The 18,114-nt window shown below is 56.2% G+C and carries 15 protein-coding genes; 12 read left to right on the top strand and 3 right to left on the bottom strand.

Annotation, left to right across the window (positions count from 1 at the left end; genetic code table 11):
• Positions 1-254: 254 nt before the first annotated feature.
• The 4 genes from AC1Q6D_RS04775 to AC1Q6D_RS04760 are packed head-to-tail and all read left to right on the top strand — an operon-like array spanning position 255 to position 4,335.
• Complete coding sequence (locus AC1Q6D_RS04775; protein WP_047530453.1) at positions 255-800, top strand: polysaccharide biosynthesis/export family protein; 546 nt, start codon at positions 255-257, stop codon at positions 798-800.
• A gap of 32 nt (positions 801-832) precedes the next feature.
• Positions 833-1,945, top strand: a complete 1,113-nt coding sequence (locus AC1Q6D_RS04770) for a porin family protein (RefSeq protein WP_103405030.1) — start codon at positions 833-835, stop codon at positions 1,943-1,945.
• A gap of 21 nt (positions 1,946-1,966) precedes the next feature.
• Complete coding sequence (locus tag AC1Q6D_RS04765; RefSeq protein WP_103405029.1) at positions 1,967-3,532, top strand: GumC family protein; 1,566 nt, start codon at positions 1,967-1,969, stop codon at positions 3,530-3,532.
• A gap of 11 nt (positions 3,533-3,543) precedes the next feature.
• Positions 3,544-4,335: a CpsD/CapB family tyrosine-protein kinase gene (locus tag AC1Q6D_RS04760; RefSeq protein ID WP_103405028.1), complete on the top strand. Its 792-nt coding sequence runs from the start codon at positions 3,544-3,546 to the stop codon at positions 4,333-4,335.
• A gap of 43 nt (positions 4,336-4,378) precedes the next feature.
• On the opposite strand, the gene galE is transcribed toward AC1Q6D_RS04760, so the two are convergent.
• Complete coding sequence (gene galE, locus AC1Q6D_RS04755) at positions 4,379-5,356, bottom strand: UDP-glucose 4-epimerase GalE (protein ID WP_103405027.1); 978 nt, start codon at positions 5,354-5,356, stop codon at positions 4,379-4,381.
• Positions 5,357-5,735: 379 nt separating this feature from the next.
• On the opposite strand from galE, the gene AC1Q6D_RS04750 reads away from it, so the two are divergent.
• Positions 5,736-7,382 carry a phosphoethanolamine transferase gene (locus AC1Q6D_RS04750; protein ID WP_103405026.1) on the top strand — a complete coding sequence of 549 codons (1,647 nt, stop codon included), beginning with the start codon at positions 5,736-5,738 and terminating at the stop codon, positions 7,380-7,382.
• Between the two features lie 56 nt (positions 7,383-7,438).
• Here AC1Q6D_RS04750 and AC1Q6D_RS04745 read toward each other — a convergent pair whose 3' ends face one another.
• Together AC1Q6D_RS04745 and AC1Q6D_RS04740 are read right to left on the bottom strand one after the other, a co-directional pair.
• Complete coding sequence (locus AC1Q6D_RS04745; RefSeq protein WP_103405025.1) at positions 7,439-10,099, bottom strand: cellulase family glycosylhydrolase; 2,661 nt, start codon at positions 10,097-10,099, stop codon at positions 7,439-7,441.
• Positions 10,100-10,103: 4 nt separating this feature from the next.
• Entirely contained in the window at positions 10,104-11,630 is a 1,527-nt protein-coding gene (locus tag AC1Q6D_RS04740) for an O-antigen ligase family protein (RefSeq protein ID WP_103405024.1), read from the bottom strand.
• A gap of 95 nt (positions 11,631-11,725) precedes the next feature.
• On the opposite strand from AC1Q6D_RS04740, the gene AC1Q6D_RS04735 reads away from it, so the two are divergent.
• From AC1Q6D_RS04735 to AC1Q6D_RS04705, 7 genes are all read left to right on the top strand, one after another.
• Positions 11,726-13,102 carry an oligosaccharide flippase family protein gene (locus AC1Q6D_RS04735; RefSeq protein WP_090462875.1) on the top strand — a complete coding sequence of 459 codons (1,377 nt, stop codon included), beginning with the start codon at positions 11,726-11,728 and terminating at the stop codon, positions 13,100-13,102.
• 139 nt (positions 13,103-13,241) lie between these two features.
• On the top strand, positions 13,242-13,436 hold the full coding sequence (locus tag AC1Q6D_RS04730) for a hypothetical protein (RefSeq protein ID WP_103405023.1): 195 nt from the start codon (positions 13,242-13,244) through the stop codon (positions 13,434-13,436).
• Complete coding sequence (locus AC1Q6D_RS04725) at positions 13,433-14,929, top strand: FAD-dependent oxidoreductase (RefSeq protein ID WP_103405022.1); 1,497 nt, start codon at positions 13,433-13,435, stop codon at positions 14,927-14,929. Before AC1Q6D_RS04730 ends, AC1Q6D_RS04725 begins: the two co-directional genes overlap by 4 nt.
• Positions 14,930-15,027: 98 nt before the next feature.
• Positions 15,028-15,645: an acyltransferase gene (locus AC1Q6D_RS04720; protein WP_047538850.1), complete on the top strand. Its 618-nt coding sequence runs from the start codon at positions 15,028-15,030 to the stop codon at positions 15,643-15,645.
• Entirely contained in the window at positions 15,638-16,594 is a 957-nt protein-coding gene (locus tag AC1Q6D_RS04715) for a glycosyltransferase family 2 protein (protein ID WP_103405021.1), read from the top strand. Before AC1Q6D_RS04720 ends, AC1Q6D_RS04715 begins: the two co-directional genes overlap by 8 nt.
• A gap of 7 nt (positions 16,595-16,601) precedes the next feature.
• Entirely contained in the window at positions 16,602-17,126 is a 525-nt protein-coding gene (locus tag AC1Q6D_RS04710; protein WP_103405020.1) for a serine O-acetyltransferase, read from the top strand.
• A 5-nt stretch (positions 17,127-17,131) separates the two neighbouring features.
• Complete coding sequence (locus AC1Q6D_RS04705) at positions 17,132-18,109, top strand: glycosyltransferase family 2 protein (RefSeq protein WP_103405035.1); 978 nt, start codon at positions 17,132-17,134, stop codon at positions 18,107-18,109.
• The last annotated feature ends 5 nt before the right edge of the window (positions 18,110-18,114 follow it).

Raw genomic sequence — 18,114 nt, 5'->3', positions numbered from 1 at the left:
TTGCTAAGTAAAAATGGCTGTCGACTATAACGCAATAAAATTGACGAAGTTGGTGCGGGCTGATTTGTTTTGTTCTAAGTTGTTGTTTAATAAAAAAAATTTCGCTGTCTGAGGTAGTGTCAGATGAAATTATCCGCCGATAAGCTCGATCCGATTGCTCTCTTGTGTTTTTTTGGACAAGAGAGGGAAGAGCGTGATTTGACTCCGCTTTTGTGTGAAACTCCTGGCAAGGCTACTTAGGCGGAGGGATCCCGATGTTGCGTTTACTGTTACCTGCGCTCTGTGCGCTGTCTGTCTGGTCAGGCATTACCACTGCCAGCGAAAATAACGCGGCTTACCTTCTCAATCCAGGGGACGTCGTTTTTGTTTCCGTTTGGCGAGAAGACACGCTCAAGGAGGAGGTGCACGTACTTCCCGATGGCAGCATCAACTTCCCGCTGGTGGGGCGAGTCGCAGTAGCCGGGCTTGATACATCGGCTGTCGAAAAACTGATTGCGAAAAAGCTTGAAGAGTTCATACCCGACCCGAACGTAAGCGTGGTCGTGCGTGATCCCAAAGGCAATCTCGTCTACGCCCAGGGTAAGGTGATGAAACCCGGGTCGGTGCAGTTGGCGGGGCCGACGGCGGTACTGCAAGTTCTGAGTATGGCGGGCGGGCTCGACAAATTTGCCGACAAAGATGGCATCAAGGTCGTGCGGAACAAGCAGGTGCTCCCTGTTCATTACAGCGATCTGATATCCGGGCGTGACATGTCCACCAACTATGAACTCCAGGCCGGCGATACGTTGGTCGTGCCTTGACCTTGCGCGACGTATTGGGGTTAAGCTTTCCTATGCTACGAACCACCGGGGCTGCCACAGCCATTCTCATGTTGCCGTATTCGGGGGTGGCCTATGCCGCCACCTGGCAATCGTCAATCGCATTGCCTTCGACCGTCGAGTACGACAGCAATCCGGTACTTCTCGGGGACGACGCCAAAAAGGCCGTGACCCGCACGATCATCGCCCCCGATTTCAGCCTCGTCGGAACGTCTGATCTTGATGAGTTGCGCATCGGTCTTGGATTGAACGTCGTTCGCTCCTCTGACACATCCATCGTTCGTAATCGTGAAGACCCGAAACTGTTGCTGGGCTGGCAGCGAGATACCGAAAAGGGTGCTTACGGGCTGACGGCGAGTTATGTCGAGAGCTCGACCCTCTCCAGCGCGGTTCAGGAAACCGGCGTGATTGCGACCGATGGCACGCAGAAACAATCGACGCTGGGCGGCAACTGGCGTACCGCGGTCACGGAGAGAAGCTCGCTGATCGACGAGGTTGAATACACGAACGTCGATTACGATATTGGTTCGCTGACCCCTTACGATGAACTTTCGAACCAATTGAGCTGGAATTACACCTGGAGTGAACGCGTCGAGCTCTTCACGCGTTTTTCCGCGCGGCGCTATGAGCCCAAATCGGGCTCCGGGGTGGCCTCCTCAAACAGCTATACGCCAACGACCGGTTTTAACTACAAGATCTCCGAGCAGCTCGAGGTCTCGGCGTATGTGGGTGCCAACCAGGTTTCGGGCAGTAACAGCGGCCCCACCGGTCAGGGCGGGTTCAACCTGCACTATGCCGGTGAGCGTTTTGACACGACCCTCGACGCCAGTCGCAGCACGATCGCCAACGGCAATGGTGGTTTCGTCGAGTCGAATAATCTGCGGGGTACGTGGAGCTACTCCATCGACGAACTCAGCCGGGCCGGCATTGATACCTCGTGGCAAAAAACCAAAGGGCAATCGCCGAGCACCCTGCGCAACTTTAATGTCTGGGCCAGTCGAGAGCTCTCGCCTTTTTGGGTTGCGCGCCTATCCTACACCTACAAACAACGCCTGCAAGATGGCTTGCCGGATGCCACCGCCAACGTCGTCGGGTTGACTTTGACCTATAGTTATCCCGAACTCTGAAACCCAGCTGTGTGAGTATTTATGGCCTCTGAATACGAAATGTCGGTCAACGACTACATAGCAATACTCAAGCACCGAGCGGTGCTGGTGGTCGTGAGTATCGCGGTGATTTTTGCCGTGAGCGTGTTGGTCGCGATGTACATCCCCCCTGTCTATCAGTCATCCGGCACGATTCTGGTCGAGTCTCAGCAGATTTCCCCCGATCTGGTGGCGGCGAATAACAATACCTTTGCCGACGAGCGCATCGAAGTCATTCGCCAGCGCGTGATGACCCGCGAGCACCTGGAAGGGATCATCGATAAATACAATCTTTTTTCCTCGGAAAGCCGGCGGTTGAGCGTTACCGAAAAGATCGAAGAGATGCGCAATGCAATTAGCGTTTCCTTGGTCAGTGCGGCCGTGAAGGGGCGCGGGGAGGTGACCATCGCTTTCCGCCTGGGCTTTGAGCACAAGCAGCCAGAAATCGCGAACAAGGTTGCCAAGGAGCTGGTCACGTTGTTTCTGGATGAAAACATCAAGCAGCGCACCGAGCGAGCCAGTGAAACGACGGAGTTCCTGACACAGGAAGCGGACAAGCTCAGGGTTGAACTGGAAACCCTGGAGAACCGTCTGGCGGACTTCAAGCAGGCGCACAGTAACGCGCTGCCCGAGCATCAGGAATTGCGCATGAATATGCTGTCGCGCGCCGAAACCGAGCTCAAGGAAATCGACCGTGACTACAAGGCTGCCCGCGAGGAGTTGCGCTTCAACGAATTGGAAGTTTCCGCGGCCAGCGCCGGTGTCGTGAGCAAGCCGGGCGCAACGGGTGCGGAAGCTGACAAGCCGCAGGATCTGGGCAGTCTCAAGGCTGAGTACACAAGATTGCTGTCGCTCTATACCGAAGCGCACCCCGATGTGCGCGCCGTCAAGCGCAAGATAGCCGCACTCGAGGCCGCTCAGGGGCCGGGGGCGAATGCAGTGAGCTCCGTCAGCCTGGAGGTGGCCAAGGCTCAGGCCCGGGTCGCCGCTTCGGAGGCGCGCATCAAGTCGCTGGCCGACCAGAAGCGTGAACTCCTTAGCAAGATAGACGCCTACGAGGCGCAGATTCTGGAGACGCCGCAAGTCGAGCGCGGCCTGGTCACGTTGATGCGCGACCATGACAACGCTCGCAAGAAGTACGAGGAAATTCGCACCAAGGAAATGGGGGCGAAGATCTCCGAAAGCCTGGAGCAGGAAAACAAGGCCGAGCGTTTTGTGCTTCTTGAGGCGCCGTTGATGCCCGAGAAACCCGTCCGGCCCAACCGCAAGAAAGTCGTTGCCATGGGCTTTGTGCTAGCCCCGGTAGGCGCTGGTGCGCTGGTGATGCTGCTGGAGATGTTGAATCAGCGTGTACGCGGTGTTGAAGCCCTGACCAGTGTGCTGGGTCGACGCGTTCTGGGCACTATTCCCTACATTCACACCAAGGCAGAACTTGAGCGCAGCAAGCGATTGCGAACACTGCTCATCCTCTGTGGATTTGTGTTGATCGCATGCCTTCTGGTCCTTTTGCATTTTTTCTACATGCCTCTGGACCTGCTGGTGTTTAAGGCTCTGGCGCGATTTGAATAAGGAATATAGCCATGGAAATAATCAAGCCCACGGGCGATAAAGCCGAGCAACCGGCGTCATCGAGTCTCGTGACCACATCGACTGGGCATTCCGCAACGCTCAATGCCCTCAGCTACGTGCAAACCAAGGTTGTCCCCTTGAGGGCAGACCACCTTGAGCGCAATCGCATCGTGGCCTACAACAAGAATTCGAGCATGGGCGGGGCATTCGATTTGCTGCGCACGCAGGTGTTGAAAGCCATGGAAGAAAACGGCTGGCGCACGCTTGCCATCACTTCCCCGACCCCGGATTCAGGCAAAACGGTGTTGGCGATCAACCTGGCGATGAGCATCGCCCACCACACCACCAAGACAGCGTTGCTGGTCGACTTCGATTTGCGGCGTCCGAAGGTGGGTGCCTGCCTCGGCCTTCCGATGGAAAAATCGCTCAATGAGTTGCTCGCCGATGAAGCCGAACTGCAGGACGTGCTGGTCAACCCGACCTTGCCGCGTTTTGTGGTCCTGCCGACACGAGAGCCGATTCCGCTGTCCACTGAGGTGCTGTCATCGCCCGCCGTGAGCCATTTGATCAGCGATCTTCGCGATCGCTACAACTCACGTATCGTGATTTTCGACTTGCCGCCGGTGTTGAGTTCGGACGACGTGATTACGGTCTTGCCGAAATTTGATTGCGTTTTGCTCGTGGTCGCCAACGGGATGAACAGCAAGAAAGAGATCGAGGAAAGCCTGCATCATCTGGCAAACGCCAATCTGATTGGCACGGTGCTGAACAAAGCCGAACCCCAAAACCGCTCTTACTACTAGCGCTCACCTTCAGGCGCTCGGCGTTTTACGTCAGCGCCTGCTTTCAATGCCAGGGATGCTTGCGCTCCCAGTTCCAGGCGTGCGTCACAATCTGCTCAAGCGTGGCAAATCTCGGTGTCCAGCCCAGCAGGGTATTGGCCCGTCCCGGATCGGCCACAAGACGTGGTGGATCGCCGGCACGGCGTGGTGCATCGTTGACGCAGATATCCTGGCCGGTCACCCGGCGCGCGGTGTCGATCACTTGTTGCACCGAGAAACCCAGACCGTTGCCGAGGTTGAACGCGGTGCTGGCGCCCCCCTCCAGAAGGTAATCCACGGCCAGTGCGTGAGCGGCGACGAGATCGGTAACGTGGACATAGTCGCGAATGCACGTGCCGTCAGGGGTGTCGTAATCACGGCCATAGACGGTGATCGATGTGCGCCGGCCCGAGGCGGCTTGCAGGATCAGGGGCAGCAGATGGGTTTCCGGTTCATGGCGTTCACCCAACTGTCCTTCAGGATCTGCCCCGGCGGCGTTGAAGTAGCGCAGGCAGACCGACTTGAGACCGTATGCACGGTCGAAATCTTCAAGCGTCTGCTCCACCATCCACTTGCTGCGCCCGTACGGGTTGATCGCGGCCTTGGGGTGTTCTTCGTCAATGGGTACGTACACCGGGTTGCCATATACGGCGGCGGTCGAGGAGAAAATGAAATGTTTGACCCCGGCACGGACCATGGCTTGCAGCAGTGTCAGCGTGGCGGCGAAGTTATTCTGATAATACTTGGCAGGTTCAGTGACGGATTCGCCCACCTGTATAAAGGAAGCGAAGTGGAACACGGCATCGAAACGGTGCTTCGCAAACAGAGCGTCCAGCGCCTGCACATCAGCGATGTCCAGTTCAACCAGTTCCCCGCCCGTCAATGCGCTGCGGTGGCCCGTTGAGAAGTTGTCGGCCACCACCAGATCGTGGCCCGCGGTCAGAAGTTGCTTGACCATGTGTGAGCCGATATAGCCCGCGCCACCCACCACCAAAAATTTCATCCTGATCTCCGAACTCCTGGAAACTATTTCAATGCAAGCACAGATTGGAACGTCAGCGCGTTTCAATTGAGCATCATGTTAAGTAATTTAGCCGTTGAGTTGCATTGACAGGGTTTGGCCTTGCTTTGCCCTGTGACGCCTTGCTCAAAAACAACTGGTCCAATGCCTGGTTTTATGAGCGACGGCGAATGGAAATGGCTAAAGGCGACTATAGTACGTTTTGTGTCATTGAGTACGCACCTGTTGTTGAGTTGTTGATTGATTTCTTGCAATCGTTCAGCCTGGGCAGGCGAGCGACTGCTGCGGGGCATGGGATCCGAGGGCGTTTATTACATCCCCTTGGGGCGGCAAGTGAGCATTCCACGAGAATAATTATAAAATGAAAAAAAACCAAAAAATTGCCGAATGCTCATTAAAGGTGTTAAAGGCCGAATGGCCGAATCTGGTGCTGTGGGCCTTTTTGCTGTCACCGCTGATCATTAAATTAATCACGAGTTATCGATATTCGAAAATTGATTTGCTGGTTGTCTACACGATTGCCATGTCGGTGTTATGGCTTTTGGCTATTCGGTTTGTTTCGTCCAATCAATTCAGGGTCCACGTCATTCTGCTGCCGTTTTATTTGGTCGCGACTGTTGATCTTTTTCTGGTTTTGAATTTCAACTCGAGATTGACAGCGGCTTACGTGTTTGTTGGGTTGACCAATTACAAGGAGGCGAGCGATTTTCTGCCGACCTATTGGCGGTCCATCAGTATTGCTCTGCTGATTTTCATAGTGTTTTACGGGGTGGGATTGGCGGGGCTGTACAAGCGCAAGTTGTACAGGAATAACGGCATTTTTCTTTTGGTTTTTAGCGCCTTGCTGCTGGGGTATGGTGCGTATTTTTATAAAACCGTCAAAATGAATTCTTTCGGGAAATCTGCGGTCATGGATCTCCTGGCAAAAGATCAAAGCATACCCATAGGTTATTTGTCGCAAATGGGGCTGACTGCAGACTTGTATTCGAACTCGGAGAGATTTATCCAGCGACGTCGAGAACATGAAGTGAACATCACCAGCCAATCGGATCAGTCGAATATTGACACCGTGGTGTTCGTGATTGGTGAGTCATCACGGCCGCACAGCTGGTCGCTCTATGGCTATGACAAGCAAACGACCCCCTATCTCGACAAACAGACAGGGATTTTCAAATTCAAAAAAATGTGTACGACAGCCCCCTATACGTCCTACGCGGTTCCTTCAATCCTGAGTCTTGACCCCATATCGGATTGGGACACTATTGCGTCGACCAAATCATTGGTGGGTATCTATCGTGCAGCCGGGTACATGACGTATTGGTTGTCTGCACAGGAAGTGGATAGTTTTGGCGGAATCATTCCGAACATCGCTGCAGAGGCTCAATACCGTCAATATTTTGAGAGGAGTTACGACGGCGCATTGATTTCGGAGTATGAAAAAATACTGCAGAAAAAAGACACGGAAAAGAAAGCCATATTTATTCATATCAAGGGGAGCCATTTCGAGTATTCACGTCGATACCCGGCAAGCTTCGACCAGTTCAAGCCTGCAACAAACAGCATGAAGGATAAAATTACCGCCGAGTATGACAATACTATCCTGTACACGGACTGGCTGTTGAATGCATTTATTGGTGCGCTGGAGTCAAGCGGGAAAGCGGCTGTTCTGTTTTATGCGTCGGATCATGGTGAGAACATGATGGATGACAGTCAAGGGTTGTTGGGACATGGGATTGGTAATAAACATGATCTCTCGGTGTCGGCATTTATCTGGGCATCGCCCAACATTACAAGTGAGCAATCCCTGAAGCTTTCAAAACTGAAGGACAGGGAGAGTCAGAAGGTCAGCGTATCTTCCTTTCCACATACTCTTTTAAATATCACGGGTGTTTTTACGGATAAGTATAAAGGCTCGGAAGATTTGTTAAGTGATGAGTTCATACCGTCTCAATGTCCACATCTGCTCGGCGCAGGCTATGTTCCATCGTTTGACTTTGACAGCCTTTGAACAGTCCCGATTGAACAACGCCGCAAGGCGTTGTTCAACCCAGGTCGACTGGCCGGTTATTGGCGGGTGGAGGAGGGGGATGCGGCTGTGTTCACAGGGTTTGACTTCGCGTCGCCCTTTCTCAAAAACAACCAGTTTGACGCCTGCAAGCCGTCGAAGTTGATCTTGTAGTGACCATCGGCATAGGTCGCGGGCAGCTTCTTCATTTGCCCCATGATGCCTTGAGTGAACAGTGTCAAACCCTGCGGCGCCTGGAGGGTCAGCGTGCCCTCGAGGGGCTCAACGTAAAAAGGTGTTTTGTCGTTGTCTTGGGGGATGGCCCGAGCACCCAGGGATATCATCAAATTCTGCGACCGACCCAAAGGTGCTTCATCCAGACTTTGCACCACCACGCTGGCGTTGAGGGTCTTCACTTGAACCTGAATGTTGCCCAGGCTGATCGACTCGCCGCCGATCCAGCCGGTAGCGGCCTGGGTGCGCGGCGTGTTGATGGTGTAGACACCTTGTTTCCAGTTGCGCTTGAGTTCACCCGTGTCGGTCGTGGATTCGTTGGCATTGGCGTCCAGCAGCGACTGCCCGGGGTCATGAAACACCTGCGCATTGCTCGGGATAACGCTCTGTTGCAACCAGGGCAATTCCGGTGTCGGCGGCATCGCGATTTCCAGCTTGCCTTTCTCCATGGCAGTGCGCAGTAGAGCAGAGTTGGCCGGTGTGATCATCTGGTTGAACAGGGTGCCTGGCGTCGGCGCAAAGACATAGGTCGTTGTTGCTTCGCGAACGTCTGCGCGGCGATACAGCAAGGCGGCGGCGGGCAGGGTGGCCAGCATTGCGGGGTCGTTATAGGCGTGCCAGTTGCTGGCGCTCATCCCTTCGCCCCCCAGTGGCTCCTGGCTGTAGGCATATTGCATCAGTGCATCCCAGCCTTGGTGGCTGGCGGTGCCCGCGATATAGAGTGGCAGCGAGTGACGGTCTGGCGTCGGGAAGGGCTCGTTGTTCCACTCGGTGACGGTCAAGGGTTTGCCCGCGACCTGGCCGGAGGCGATCCAGTTCACGATGCCGTCGCTGTACAGTGGGTTTTTTTCTATCTGTCCAGCGCCTCCGTAGCTGTGGACGTCGATGACGTCGCCGACGGTAAGGGCGGGCAGGGAATTGAGGCTGTTACCGCCCCAGGTGCTGGTCGTGGCGATGGGGACTTTCACGCCCAGGCCACGCAGGTGCTCGATCATATCGACGTTGAAACGTCGTTCCAGGTCGTTCAGGAACAGCTTGGAGGGACCAGGTTCCCAGGAGCGCCAGGTCTGGTCTGCGGAGAGATTGTGCTGGTTGGCAAAGGCTTTGGCCTCTGCCATGTAGACGCTGTTGTGCTTCGGCACGTTCTTGTCTGGCAACAGTGCGTTGCCAAAGTGGTGGGTGAGGTCGTTTTCGTTGGTGATCAGTACGGCGGCGACCGCCGGGTCGTCTTTGTAGGCCAGGCCGGTGTAGGGGTTCACATGGGTCAGGTAGTCTTCGGTAAAGCGCTTCATGGCTTTCTGAATGGTGAGATTCACATAGGCATAGCCCTTGAGATAGGCAAAGTTCTGCTCTTCTTTCGGCAATTCATCGAAGCCGTAAATGTTGTCCTTTTCCAAAAGAGCTCGCTGGACGTGCATATCGAGCCACACATAAATGCCTTCGTCTTTCAGGCACTTGATCCACCAGTCGATTTTTTTCAGTGACTGCGGGCTCAGTTCCTGGGTGCTGCGCGTGACCCGGCTGTCGCCAAAGATGTTCGGGAGCACCCACGGCGAGTCATGGTGATGCAATCGCACGAGATTGAAACCCAGTGCCGACAGCCGTTTGGCCTGCTGCTTGATGGCATCGTCTGGCGTGCCGAACAGCGTATAGGCCGACAGGTTGGTACCCCAGAAGCGCGCCGGGGTGTTGTCCGCGAATAGCAATTGCTCGCCGGAGGCTTTGACGAATCCGCGCTTGCCGGCAGGTTTTTCCTCGGCATTGAGAAAGGACAGATCGACCGGCGAGGTTTTCCAGTCGAGCTTGTCAGTGGGCCAGCTCTTGGGGTCCGTCAGTCCGAAGCGCTCGCTACTGGTGGGGCCGATCGCCACATCGCCGGAAACGCTCAAGGTGGCGGTGAACTCCTGGCGGCCAGGTTTGATCGTGTTCTTGTAGAAAAAGGCACGCACCTCCGATTTATCGCCCGGTTCAAAGTACACGCCTGCCAGCGCGGGCTCGAAGCGCATGTCGATGCGTCGCCCTTGCGCATTGCCCCAGGACCAGCCGCGGTTGTCGGGCAGCAAAGCGGGCGGGCCCATTTCTCCCGCGAACAGTGAGGGGTCGAAGTTGAAGACGATGCCGCCACCGGACAAGTCCGACTTCATGCTGCGAGCATCCAGGGCAAACTTCCAGGTCAATGATTGCGGGTCTTGCTTCTGAATCTGCGCATTCAAGTCGAAATCCAGCGCGGTGTTTTTACCCGCGAGTGTGTACCGATAAGGTCCGTTGGTCTTGAATTCGGTTTGCAGATACGTCCAGTCCCAGCTCCTCCCGAAGAACGAAAATGTTGTGGTAACCGCCGGGCTGCCACCGCGCATCAGCGTGGGCAGGCCGTTGCGCTCATCCACACTGGCGACCCATCCCGACGCCCAGGTACGAAGGGGCCAGATAGCGAAAAACAGCAGGAACGCGAGCAGTATCCGGGAACGTCGGAGCAATGGGATCATGGGTCTACCTGAGTTGGAGATGGGCGCTCGCCGAGACCGCCGTCGAGGTCTGCCTGAGCCTGCGGGCCATTTGCGCGTAGGCCACGCCCAGTCCGGCTATCGACCAATACACCACGGGGATGACGGTGATACTGCTGACGGTCACGATGGTGATCAGGATCCCGGCCAGTGTCGCCAGGAGTGCACGCCCAAGTCGGCGTGCCTCATCATCTTTGTTGGAGAACGAGCGCATCCCTTTGCGGATGCCAAGCAGAACTGCGGCGAAAAAACACACGAACAGCATCAATCCAATCAATCCCACCGACAGGGCTATGCCGATATAGGTGTTCACGATATCGATGATCCCCTGACCCTGGGTCAAGGACTGCATCTCCGGTGTGCTGCGGTAATCGAATGAGCCCAGCCACGGGTTGCGCTGGATAACGATCATGGCGTTATCGATCAACTGTTGCCGATACGTGATGTTCTCGGCCTCTACCGTGCCGATGAAAGGAAGCAGATCGAGCACTTTTTGTCCGCCCGGTACGACGGCCAGCAACGGAAGGGCGAGAACTCCGGCGAGCGCCAGCAGCATCAGTCGTTTGACGGCCTTGCGACCGGTGCCGATGAACACGACGATCATGACGGCGGTACCGACCCAGGGACCCCGCGACAGCGGCGCGTACAGACCGCCGGCGAGCAACAGCGCGCCCAGGCCTCTTTGCAGCCGACTGCGCACATCTTCCTGCAAGTACAGGTACAGCCCGCTGGCCACACTGATGACGAAGCCCAGTGCAATGGCCTGTCCGGTGGTGACGCTGGCGCGTAATGAGCCGCCGCGAGTCAGGTAAGTGGACATATCCCATTGCATGCCCAAGGCATTGTTCAGCGCGCTGTAGAGCAGCCAGTTACGGGAATATTCGAAGAGGCCAATAAGCGACATCACCATGGCGGCGACTACAAATGCAAACAGAGCGTCCTTGAAGTCGCTGAGGTTCCTCAGCGCCCGGCTGGCAACGTAGTAGGGCAGAAACACTTCGATGAACAGATAGAGCGTCTGGCGCAACGCGTCGGTGACGGTCGTTTCGCGCAAATAGAGCAGGCTTGTCAGCACGATGTTGGCGGCCAACAGTTTGTCAGGCCAGGTGCGTCCGAAAGGGATTGTGTCCGGTCGCCTGCGCAACGCCAGGAAAGCCGGCAGCAGCACAAAAAACGCCAGCAGGCGAACATGGTTAAGGACAAAGAAATAGTTGACCACGCCGAAGCCGGGGATCTCCGCTCCCGATGGCGGCATGAGAAACAGCAGCATGAAAAACAGCGCGACAGGGTTGCGTTCGCGTTTCTGCGCGACGGTCAAAATGATCGCGGCGATGCCGGCGTACAGCCAGAAACTGTGCGCAAAAAAGGCCAGTAGCGTCAATGCGAACCACAGATTGCGCCGACGCGTGAAGTGTCGGGCGGGGATCAGGTCTTCTGCCGGCCGACGCGCCATGAAAAACACAACGCCGGCAAGGACCAGAATGACGATTAACGCTCGTAAGTGCTCAGGCATGGGCGATTGGACTTATTGATTGATGAGCGAAGGCTAGTGGAATGGCCAAATGCGACTATAGTACCTTTCGTGCCATTGAGTCCGGAGTTGATGTTATGTCGCTAGCTGATTTCTCGCCATCATCCCGCCTTCGTGGGCGAGCAATCTCTGCTGGGGTCTGGAATCTGGGGGCTCTGGTTACGTCACAAGCCTTCCGCTTGGGCGGCAACCTGATCATGGCCCGTCTGCTGATGCCGGAGATGTTCGGCATCATGTTGATCGCCATCACCGTTTCGCTGGTGCTGCATTTGTTGTCCGATGTCGGCTTGCGCCAGAACATCATTCAGAGCCCGCGTGGCGACGATCCGGTGTTTCTCAATACCATCTGGACCGTGCAAATCCTGCGTGGCTTTATCCTCTTCGCTTCGACGCTTGCGCTCGCAGCCCTCGCCTGGTTTGCACAGAGCCTCAATCTTTGGGCGGTCGATTCCACCTACGCCGCACCCGAGTTGCCGCTGGTGTTGGCGGTGACCGGTTTCTCGGCAATCATCGTTGGTTTTCAGTCGACGAAAGTCGACCTGGCAGTGCGCGCCTTCCAGCAAAAGAAAGTGGTACTCACCGAGTTTGCCTCCCAGGTCGTCGGGTTGTTGGTCATGCTGGTGGTCGGTTACCTCACCCGGTCCATCTGGTCGCTGGTGGTGGCCGGTCTGGTGCAATCGCTGGTCAACACATTGCTGGGGCATATCTGGTTCGAGGGCCCGTCCAACCGTCTACGGTGGGAACGTGCTGCGCTCGATGAATTGGTCGGCTTTGGTCGCTGGATCTTGTTGTCATCGGCGGTGGGCGTGCTGGCCATGTACGGCGACCGTGTCTGGTTCGGTGGCAGCATGACGGCCAGCGAACTGGGCGTTTACTCTATCGCCGTACTGATTTTGGGAGCCGTTCAGCTTGGGTTGCAAAGGATAGTCGGAGCGGTGGCCCTGCCAGCCTTCAGTGAGGCTTCAAGAACCCATGACACCGCACGGCTCCACGCGTTGTACTTCCGCTTGAAAATGATGTTCGATCTCGCCTGCCTGTTTTTCTGCGGACTGTTCCTGACTGGCAGCCCGCTGCTTATCAGGGTTTTGTACGATGAGCGTTACGCCCAGGCCGGCGACATGCTGGCGATCCTCTCACTCTCCTTTTTCACCATGCGCTACATGGTGGCCAATCAGATCTGGATTGCCTTGGGGCACACCAAATACCAGGCCATGGACAACATTATTCGCGTGGTCTCGTTGTGGGTGCTGGTGCCTTTGCTGCTGGCCATTGGCGGGGTCAAGTACGCGATCTGGGGGGTCGCCCTGCACACGTTCCCTACGCTTATCCTGGTGTTTTACGTGAACTATCGTCTGGGGTTGTTCAGCCTCAAGCGCGAGCTTGTGGTGTTGCCTATGCTTGCTGTGGGGGCTTTGTGCGGGGAGCTATTGACGGGCCTTGCCAAGTGGCTTTGATTTGATCTATCTCTCTTGTTGAATCCATTGCTGTGGCACGACGTCGCCATTGAGGTATTGATGGTTGGCGCCAATAAATTGTGGCCTTGGTGTGTAGTTGAAATTCCAACGCAATCTCGATGTCGTGGAGCTTTGAATCATGAGAGAAACTGATTTGAATACCTCTGTGATGGGGCGCAGGGGCTTCCTTCAGGCGTTTGCCCTATTGAGTCTCGGGGGGCTCGCTATTGGATTTTCCGAAACGGTTGCCCGGCCTGCAGCCGCCAAATCCGAGTTTGTTGTGATCAACGGATGGGTGTTGCCTGCCCAGCATTTTCGGCCAGCAAAATCATGATCAAAGATTACCAATCGCAGAAAGAACTCCGCGATCACTATGACATCTGCATTATCGGCGCAGGGCCGGCCGGCATTACGCTGGCCTTGCGTCTAGCCGGTAATGGGCGGCATGTCGTGCTTATCGAAGGCGGTGGGCACGAGTATTCACCGGCTTCGCAGAACCTCTACCAGTGCCCGTCGACAGGCCTTGAAGTCTACGCACAGGAAACACGCCTGCGCTTTCTGGGCGGTACCTCCAATCACTGGGCGGGACGATGCCGTCCATTCGAGCGCTCGGACTTTGCCGTGGGTCCTCCCGTGCACCTGCCCGGCTGGCCCATCGCGTTTTCCGAGATCGAACGCAATCTGGCGGCGGCCATGGATATTGTCGATCTCCCGCCGAACTCCGGATTCAAGGCAATCAATGCCAACCTGGATGGCCAAGACTTCGAAGCCGATCGTTTCCTGCTCAGCCCACCGACGCGATTTGCACAGAAATACGCCAAGGAGCTCAATGAGACAGAAGGGCTTGATGTCTTCATCAACTGCAACTGCGTCGATCTGGAGTTCGATAGCAAGACCGGCCGCATCGAGACGATCCTCGTCTCGGACTACCAGTTGCATCAGGAGCGAGTCAGGGCCAGTCACTTCATTCTGGCAACAGGCGCGATCGAGAATGCCAGGCAGTTGCTCAACAGTGAGTCCCTGACCGCTGGCGGTATCGTAAAGAAGGACGGATTGGTCGGCAGATGCTTCATGGAGCATCTGAACGTAGAAATGGGCACTTTCATTCTGAAGGACGGGCAGGGTACCGAAGCCCGGCAGTACTTCACGACGGATGCCTTCGTGAAGGAGCACGAATCGGGAAAGGGCAATGTGACGGCCTCGCTTGTATCCGAGGTGAAAGCCTATGGGCGAACGGCGGCGATCAAGGACTTTTTCGAGAATCTCATCTGTGACATCGGGGCGGCGCACAAGATCGAGTTCATTACCAAATTCGATTGCCCGGGGGACGGGGTACTCGGCACGCTGATCGAGCAATTCCCCAACCCCAATAGCCGCATCGCGTTACTCGAAGAGCGCGATGCGTTGGGCATGAAAAAAGTGAACATTCACTGGGAACTGACCCCGGTAGACAGAAATACCGTCAAGTCCATAGGGCTCGAAGTGGCCAAGTGTTTTGCCGACACGGGGCTGGGCTTCGTCAAGCTGGATGCGTGCGTTTATGACGTCGATTTGCCGCTGAAGGTCAATCCCCATGCCCACCATATGGGGACCACGCGGATGGCGGCCTCGCCTGAATTTGGCGTTGTCGACGAAAACTGCAAGGTGTTCGGGGTCGAGAATCTTCATGTTGCGGGCAGCAGCGTCTTCGCTACCGGCGGTGCCTGCAACCCGACGATGCCCCTGCTGCAACTGGCGCTGAGGCTGGCCGATCATCTCAACCAGGAAATGGGCCCCGCGGTGGGAAGGTATTCCGGAACAGGAGAGTTTATCGATTTTCCGAGTTGATTTTTTAGGAGGGGGCTACGCTTAGAGTAGTGGTAATAAAGAATCAGGGTGTATGAACCCTGGCACAGATGTATATCGCTGAATTTGAGGCTGACAGGATGATTGGTCTACTAAAACGCGCTATTGCTCATTACGCCAGAACAACAGGGCGTGGCACCTCACTCTATAAAAAGTTTTGTAAACCTGACGGGTATGAATGGGCCCAGCACATGGGGCGTTGGGGAGGACTGCACTCCGTCGGCAAAGGCGCCTGGATCAACCTGGGGTGCAACATCACCGACCCGGCGATGCTTCGACTCGGTGACAACGTAGGTTTATCCGACTGCACAATATTCGGCCACGATGGCATCGTCCATGTCATCAACGCGCGTGACGGAACGAAGCTCGACTCTGTTGGCGGCGTCGATATCCGTGCCAATTCCTTTGTCGGCCACGGTGCCATCGTCATGCCGCGCGTAACGATTGGTCCTGATTCGGTGGTGGCCGCCGGCGCTGTTGTATTGAGAGACGTTCCGCCCGGGATGGTGGTCGGGGGTAATCCAGCCAGGGTTATCTGTACGATGGAAACGCTGGTGAAAAATATCAAAGAGCGTTGCGCCGAGTACCCATGGATTGACCTGATCGAGAATCGCGACGGTTTGTTTGACCCGGAACTGGAACCGAAGCTGCAGGCGATGCGCGCAGAGTATTTTTTTGGCGAACAACCCAATGGTTAGTGCCGACCTCGATGTATTGGTCGTTAACTACAACACAGCCTCTTTGTTGCAGCCGATGTTTAATGCGTTGCGTCAGTCAAACGACACGCAACGCACGCGTTATCTGGTGGTGGACAATGCCTCTGCGGATAATTCGCTGGAGCGTCTGGCCAGTGTTTGTCCAGAGGCATTGCAACTGGCCAATCATACGAATGTCGGTTTTGGTCGTGCCAACAATCAACTCGTCGAGCACCTGCAAGGCAAGTACGCGTTATTGCTCAACACCGACGCCTTCGTTGCCGCCGATACCCTGAGCAAGACCCTCGAGTACATGGAGGCTCATCCGGATTGTGGGGTTCTGGGCGTTCGATTGGTCGGGCGTGAGGGCGATTTGCAACCCTCCTGCCGCTATTTCCCGACGCCGTTGAATGTCTTCCTGGCACGCACCGGGCTGGAGCGTTTTTTTCCTGGTGTGAAGAAGGTCGACGACATGACCTGGGACCATGACTCGGTACGTGAATGCGACTGGGTGCCGGGGTGTTACTACCTGATCCGACGCGAAGTCATCGACAAGGTTGGCCTGTTCGATCCGCGCTACTTTCTCTATTACGAAGAGGTCGACCACTGCAAACGGGTCAAGCAGGCGGGCTGGAAAGTGGTGTATTACCCGCATACCACCGTGGTGCATATCGGTGGTGAAAGCGCCAAGTCCGTTGACGAACTCAACAGCGCCAGTCGACAAATTCCCAAGCTGCAAATCGAAAGCGAGCTGTTGTATTTCCGCAAACATCACGGTCTGTCCGGGCTGGCCGGGCACATGCTGCTGGTCAGCCTGGGCGATCTGATTCTGGCGCTCAAGGCACTGTTGAAGGGCCGCGGCCGTGCCGCCATCGGGGCATGCTGGCAGCATGCGCGTGTGACCTGGGCGCTGCTGGGTGAAACAAAACTCGCAACCCAACCAACACGGTAGATAAACCATGTTCGAAAACATACGTGCGGACTTGCGTGCATATGCGGGTGATTGGGCCGCCCAGGGTTTCTGGGTGATGTTGGTTTATCGCTTCGGACGCTGGCGCTACGGCGTACGTCCCGCGCCATTGCGCAAAGTGTTTTCCTTTATCTACAAAGTGCTCTTCAAATTCGTGCAGATCATCACGGGCATCGAATTGCCGTGCGAGGTGGTGGTCGGGCGCAACTTCGTCATCGACCATTTCGGCGGCATCGTAATCAGTGGTTATGCGCAGTTCGGCGATGACTGCCGTATTCGCAATGGCGTGGTCGTGGGGCTCAAGAACGTCAACGATCCGATTGCCCCGGTGTTCGGCAACAATGTCGACATCGGCACCGGTGCCAAGGTGCTGGGCAATATACGCATTGGCAACAATGTGGTGATCGGGGCCAATGCCGTGGTGCTGATCGATGTACCGGATAACTCGATTGCAGTGGGGGTGCCTGCGACGATCAAGACCCGGCAGGGCGCACCTGCCAGGGAATGCTCTTGAACGCCATGGCCACCGGCATCGGCGTCGTCGTGATCGGTCGCAATGAGGGGCCGCGATTGCAGCGGTGCCTGGCTTCGCTGCTCGGTATGGCGCAGCAGATTGTGTATGTCGATTCCGGCTCGACCGATGGCTCCGTACAGATGGCGCGCGGGCTCGGCGTCGAGGTGGTCGAGCTGGACATGGCGATTCCCTTCACCGCTGCGCGTGCGCGCAACGAAGGATTCGCCTGTGTGCAACGTTTATTGCCGCAAGTGCGTTATGTGCAGTTCGTCGATGGTGATTGCGAGGTCGTCGCTGGCTGGCTGCCCCGGGCGCAGGCCTTTCTGGATGCGCAACCGCAGGTGGCGGTGGTCTGTGGACGGCGCCGTGAACGTTATCCGCAACATTCGATATACAACTTCATGTGTGATCTGGAGTGGGACACGCCGATAGGCGAGGCCAGGGCGTGTGGTGGCGATGCGCTGATGCGGGCCGACGCCTTCACCTCGGTGTCTGGATTTCGTCCGGACCTGATTGCCGGTGAAGAGCCGGAATTATGTGTGCGACTGCGCGCCAAGGGCTGGAAAGTCTGGCGTCTGGCCGAAGAAATGACCTTGCACGATGCGGACATGACTCGCTTCGGCCAATGGTGGCGGCGCACCCTGCGCGGTGGTTATGCCTTTGCCGAGGGCGCTTTTTTACATGGCGCCACACCGGAGCAGCATTGGCGGCGTGAGTCGCGCCGTGCCTGGTTCTGGGGGTTGGGAATCCCGCTGGCGACGGTGCTTGTCAGCCTGCTGGCGGGATGGTTCGGGCTGTTGCTGTTGTTGGTTTATCCGCTGCAAGTCGTGCGCCTGGCCCGTCGAGGTCAAGCATCGACGGGCAAAAAATGGCGGCTGGCTTTCTTTCTCGTACTCGGGAAATTTCCCGAGATGTTCGGGCAAATAAAGTTTCTATTGAACAGATTCGGCGCCGGCAAGTCGGCGTTGATCGAATACAAGTGAGACTT

It is taken from the genome of Pseudomonas sp. MT92 (genome assembly GCF_058792515.1).
This window is presented reverse-complemented; position numbering and strand designations above follow the sequence as displayed.